Raw genomic sequence first — 5223 nt, forward strand, 5'->3', positions numbered from 1 at the left:
GCCAGGCCGAACGCGCCCGGCAGCCCTCCGGTGGCGGGCCCCTGGCGGATGGGCATCAGGCCGCCGGCCACGTCGCGCCGGGTGGACAGGACGAAGGCGGCCGCCGCCACGGCGGCGACGGCCACCGCGATCAGCCCCAGCACCCACCAGTGGTCACCGGCGTAGGGCTTGGTCAGCCGGACCCAGCCGAACGGCGTCAGCCACGCCAGCCAGCCGATGCCGCCGCTGTCGGCCAGCGAACGCAGCGCGAACAGCAGGCCGCCGGCGGCGATCGCGATGCCGCGCGCCGTACCGGATGACGCGGTGAGCTGCGCGGCGACCGCGGCCACGGCCGCGAACGCCCAGCCGCCCCCGGCGGTGGACAGCCCGAACAGGAGCGAGGAACCCGCGGGCAGGCCGCTCGCGATCAGAGGGACGACCGACAGCAGGCCCAGCAGCAGGTTGGCGGCCAGCACGACCGCGAGCGCGGCGGCCAGCGGGGCGTGGCGGCCGATGACGCCCGACGACAGCAGCTCGCGCCGGCCGGTCTCCTCCTCGACCCGGGTGTGCCTGATCAGCAGCAGGATGCTGACCAGCCCGCCGATCAGCGCGAGGGACGAGCCGAGCGTCCAGGCGGTCAGGCCGCCCACGCTCGCGTCGTAGATGTGGCCGCGCATGGCCAGCTGCGCGGGGTTGCTCGCCGAGGCCGCCGCGAAGGCGTCGCGGGCGGCCTGGTCGGCGTACAGGTCGCTGGTGGCGGAGGCGATGCTCGCCGGCAGCAGCGCGCTGATCGCGATCCACACCGGCAGCAGCACGCGGTCCCTGCGCAGGATGAGCCGGATCAGGGTCAGGGTGCCGGTCATGCGGCGGCCCCCTCGTAGTGGCGCAGGAACAGCTCCTCCAGCGTCGGCGGCTGCGTGGTCAACGTCCGTACGCCCGCCCTGGCCAGCTCGGCGAGCACGGCGGTCAGCGTGTCGCCGTCCACCTGGCAGCGCAGCCGGGCGCCGTCCACGGTCAGGTCGTGTACGCCGGGCAGCGCGGCCAGCCCAGGCGCGGGCCCGATCAGCTCGGCCGTCACCGAGGTGCGGGTGAGGTGGCGCAGGTCGGCCAGGCTGCCGGACTCGACGGTACGGCCGGCGCGGATGATGCTGACGCGGTCGCACAACGTCTCGACCTCCGACAGGATGTGGCTGGACAGCAGCACGGTGCGGCCGTCGCGCTTCTCCCGCAGGACGCAGTCGTTGAAGACCGCCTCCATCAGCGGGTCCAGGCCCGAGGTCGGCTCGTCCAGCACCAGGAGTTCCACGTCGGAGGCGAAGGCGGCCACCAGCGCCACCTTCTGCCGGTTGCCCTTGGAGTAGGTGCGGCACTTCTTGCGCGGATCGAGCTCGAAGTGCTCGAGCAGCTCGGCGCGCCGCCGCGGGTCGAGGCCGCCGCGTACCCTGCCCAGCAGGTCGATGACCTCGCCGCCGGTCAGCGAGGGCCACAGGGTGACGTCGCCGGGCACGTAGGCGAGCCGTCGGTGCAGCTCGGTGGCGTCGTGCCACGGGTCGCCGCCCAGTAATTCGATCCGGCCGCCGTCGGCGCGCATCTGGCCCAGCAGGATGCGGATCGTAGTGGTCTTGCCCGCGCCGTTGGGGCCGAGGAAGCCGTGCACCTCCCCCGTCCTGACGGTGAGGTCGAGCCCGTCCAGGGCCCTTGCCTGGCCGAAGGTCTTGACCAGGCCGTCGGCGCGCACTGCGGCGTTCATTGTTGTCCCTCGAACTTCTCCAGCCCGGTCCGCGCCTGTTCGAACAGCTCGCGGCCGAGGAATTCGGGTCTGATCAGGTCGAGCTGGGCCTTGCCGACGCGCAGCGCGCCCTGCGGGGCGTAGAGGTCCGTGCCGAGCGCGCGGGAGACGTGCTCGTGCAGCACCGTGATGCCGAGCTTCATCGCCGTCAGCACGGTCGCGCGGGCGCGGTGGTCGGCCTCGGAGTGCTGGTCCTCGTTGGCGAGATGCTGCTCCGTCACGGTCACGAGGTCGTCGAACATGGTGGCCGCCGCCGGGGAGCCCTCCACGAGCGCGCGGCCGAGGTACTTCATCAGGGGCGGCGCGGTGCGGTGGACGTTCTCGATGAATTCGGGCTTTTCGAGGTTGCGGTCGGTGACGCCGGCGGTGACCTGCTCGCGCACGTAGCTGAGGACGTACTCGTCGCAGGCCTGCCTCAGCGCTTCCTTGGTGCCGAAGTGGTGCTGCACCAGGCCGGGCGAGACTCTGGCCGCCTCGGCGATCCCGCGGATCGTGGTGGCCTTGACCCCCTGCTCGGCGAACAACGCCATCGCGGCGTCGCGGATGCGGGCACGCGTGGTCAGGTCCTCTTCAGAAATTGGTCGCACGTCCAGCATTCTATACAGTTGTATTGGTTGCCATGCAAGCGTTCAACCAATCGGGCGTCGGAGGCCGGCGGCGGGAACGACGAAGGCGCCGCCTCTCTTCAGTGCGTGAGCAGAGGCGGCGCCTTCATGTTTCTTCCCTTGGACAACAGAGCCCACACCAGCCTCGGCAGCGCCGAGGTCAGTGCTTGTAGGCGGCGACGACCTCCACTTCGACGAGCCAGCCCGCGACCGGGAGGTTGGCGATCTCGATCGTCACGCGGGCCGGGCGGGCCGGGTTGACCTCCATGGGCGGGGCGGGCGGCGCGATGCCGAGCGGGACGGGTACGGGCCGGCCGGTGGCCAGGTCCGTGTTGGCGAAGAACTGGCGGTAGGCGCGGTTCCAGCCGGCGAAGTCCGCCGACTCGGCTCCGGGCGGCTTCTCCAGGTAGGCGCGCATGGAGACGACGTCGGCCAGGCCCAGCCCGGCCGCGGTGAGGTTGGCCTTGACGCGTTTGAGCACGTTGAGGGCCTGGGCCTCGGTGAGGGTGACGCCTGGAGGCAGGGTTCCGCCGGGGAGGTCGACGTAGCGTTCGGGAGAGTCGGCGGGGGCCGCGGGGTTGCCCGCCGCCGGTCCCAGGCCGCTGGCGGTGTACGTGGCCACCTGCTTCCCGAGCGCCACTCCGTCGGCGATCGCCGGGTTGGTGCTGCCCTCGGGGAGGAACGGCCTGACCTCCTGCGGCCGGGGCGACCAGGTGGGGGTGGCGGCAGCCGTACCCGTGCCGAGGACGAGGACGACGGCCGCGGGGATGGCGATGGTGCGGATCTTCATGCGGAGGTGTCCTCTCAGGAGGTGCTCAGGACGCGCTGGTGCAGCTCGGTGACGACCTTGCGGGCGGACTCCAGGGCTCCCGACTGCCAGGCGATCATGTAGCTCAGCCAGTCACCCGCGAAGTACACGTGCCCGGCGGGCTTGCCGAGCAGCTGGTACGCGCCCTGCCGCGACGGCCAGCCCACCCACGAGCCCTCGATGTGCGGCTGGAGTTTCCAGGCGATGGACACCGACGACGCCAGTTCGTCACGATATTTCGCACCATGGATCTTCATGCCCTGCTCGATCGCGCGGCGCTCGCGCTCGGCCGGCTTCAGCGCTGCGTACGCGTCGGCCTGGGCGCCGAAGTTGTAGTAGCCGACGACCATGCCGCGCGAGGTGCCGTACCCGTAGGAGGGGTACCAGATCGTGGCCAGGTCGAGGTCGGTGGCGGTGACGCCGCCGTAGATGTCCTCGTCGACCTCCCACCAGCGGCGGCGGTACTCCAGGCCGATCTTGCCCGCGTTCGTGGCGGTCGGGGTGGCGAGGGCGGCCTGGACCTCCGGGCCGAGGTTGTGCGCGGTTTTGGCCAGGATGTGCGGGGGCATCGCCGCGACGCACAGGTCCGCCTTGATCTTCTGGGTCCGGCCGTGGCGGTCCTCGTACTCCACCTCCACGCCGTCCGGCAGATCGGTGATCCTGGTGACCTTGGCGCGCAGCCGGATCCGCTGCCGCCCGATCTTGCCGGCGAAGGCCCGCGGGATCGCGTCCATGCCGCCCACCGGCTGGAACATCAGCATCGCCTGGTCGTAGCCGAACTCGAAGGCGAACCGCTGCCCGACGCCGCTGGCCAGCACCTCCGACAGCGACGGCACCGGCCCGAGGGCCGTGCCCGGCTGCTCGCCCGCGCCCGGGTTCACGCTGTGGCCGCGGCGGGTGCCTCCCGAGTACTTGAACCCGCTCGCCTTGTCCCCCACCGCCCCGAAGCCCGACAGGAAGGCGATCAGCCGCTCCTTGTCCTGCGCCGTGAGCGCGGCGTCCAGCGCACCTGCGTCGGTCGCCCGTGACAGCAGTTCCGAGACGTACCCGTACACGTCGGCCTTGGCGGTGCGCCAGCGGACGGGGGCCCGCATGTTCTGGTGGTAGATGTAGGCCTGGGCGTTGGAGTTGGTGAAGACCTCCAGGTCCACGCCGAGCTCGCGGCAGTAGTCCATGGTGACCATCCACTGCGCCAGCCGGGCCGGCCCCGCGTTGAGATAGACGCCGTCACCGAACTTCGCGACCTGCGTGGAGCCGTCCAGCTCGGTCACGCGGTCGCCGCCGCGGATGGTCCAGTTCCGGCCGCCCACCCGGTCGAGCGCCTCCAGAATCGTGCAGTCGTAGCCCGCCTTGCCCAGCTCGTACGCCGTGGCGAGGCCGGCTATCCCGGCGCCGAGGATCACGACCTTCTTCGCGGAGCGCCCGGTGAGGGAGAAGTCGGACTGCTGCGGCGGGTCAAAGGTCCCCTTCGCGGACGCCTCGGCGGTCGGCGCGAGCCCGAGCGCGCCCATGGTCGCGAAGAGCGCGCCTGCCCCACCGGAGACACCGACGGCGGACAGGAAATCGCGTCTGCTGTACCCCAACACTTACCTCCAAGATTTGCTGGAGGTGAGTCTGGATGCGGTTTGTTGCCGTTCATCCTTCGGTGTGTTGTTTGTGCGTTGCAGGCAGATCATCGGGTTTGTAGTGAAAAGTGAGGTTTCAGGGTCAGTCTCGGCTGGAACAGCGGGCGTAGAGGTCACGGGCGCTGGCGTGCAGGAGCTGGCCGGACTCGCGCCGCATGCCGCCGACCGGCCAGGCCGTGCCGAGCACTTCGACGGACATGAGGTCCGCGTACAGGCGTCGTCCCTGAGCCCGTACGTCCTTGGCGACGGCGGGGTCAACGAGAGCGATCATGGCGGCGGCGTACATCCATCGGGATCGCCACCGCGCCAGAGCGACGCCGCGCTCGTGCCGCGTCGTCGCGTCGCGCATGCCGGTACGGACGTCCTCGACCGCCGCGGCCAGATCCAGGGCGGCCCGCCGGGAACGAGCCCGCCGGG

Annotated in this window: 5 protein-coding genes and 1 pseudogene; all 6 read right to left on the minus strand. The window is 71.3% G+C overall.

Going from position 1 to position 5223, the window contains the following annotated elements:
• Positions 1-842: pseudogene (locus ACWDX9_RS59510) on the minus strand (ABC transporter permease); the annotation flags it as partial.
• Positions 839-1729, minus strand: coding sequence for an ABC transporter ATP-binding protein (locus ACWDX9_RS59515; RefSeq protein ID WP_449972559.1), 891 nt, complete (start codon positions 1727-1729; stop codon positions 839-841). The pseudogene ACWDX9_RS59510 and the gene ACWDX9_RS59515, both read right to left, overlap by 4 nt.
• Positions 1726-2355 (minus strand): TetR/AcrR family transcriptional regulator, encoded by a 630-nt coding sequence (locus ACWDX9_RS59520; RefSeq protein WP_192783476.1) that lies wholly within the window; start codon positions 2353-2355, stop codon positions 1726-1728. Before ACWDX9_RS59520 ends, ACWDX9_RS59515 begins: the two co-directional genes overlap by 4 nt.
• A 178-nt stretch (positions 2356-2533) precedes the next feature.
• A complete protein-coding gene (locus ACWDX9_RS59525; protein WP_449972562.1) occupies positions 2534-3163 on the minus strand; it encodes a Rid family hydrolase in 630 nt (209 codons plus the stop codon).
• Positions 3164-3177: 14 nt separating this feature from the next.
• Positions 3178-4764 carry a flavin monoamine oxidase family protein gene (locus tag ACWDX9_RS59530; protein ID WP_449972565.1) on the minus strand — a complete coding sequence of 529 codons (1587 nt, stop codon included), beginning with the start codon at positions 4762-4764 and terminating at the stop codon, positions 3178-3180.
• Positions 4765-4888: 124 nt separating this feature from the next.
• On the minus strand, positions 4889-5223 hold a 335-nt coding region (locus tag ACWDX9_RS59535), incomplete at its 5' end, for a hypothetical protein (protein WP_449972568.1).

It is taken from the genome of Nonomuraea sp. NPDC003201 (assembly GCF_053590415.1).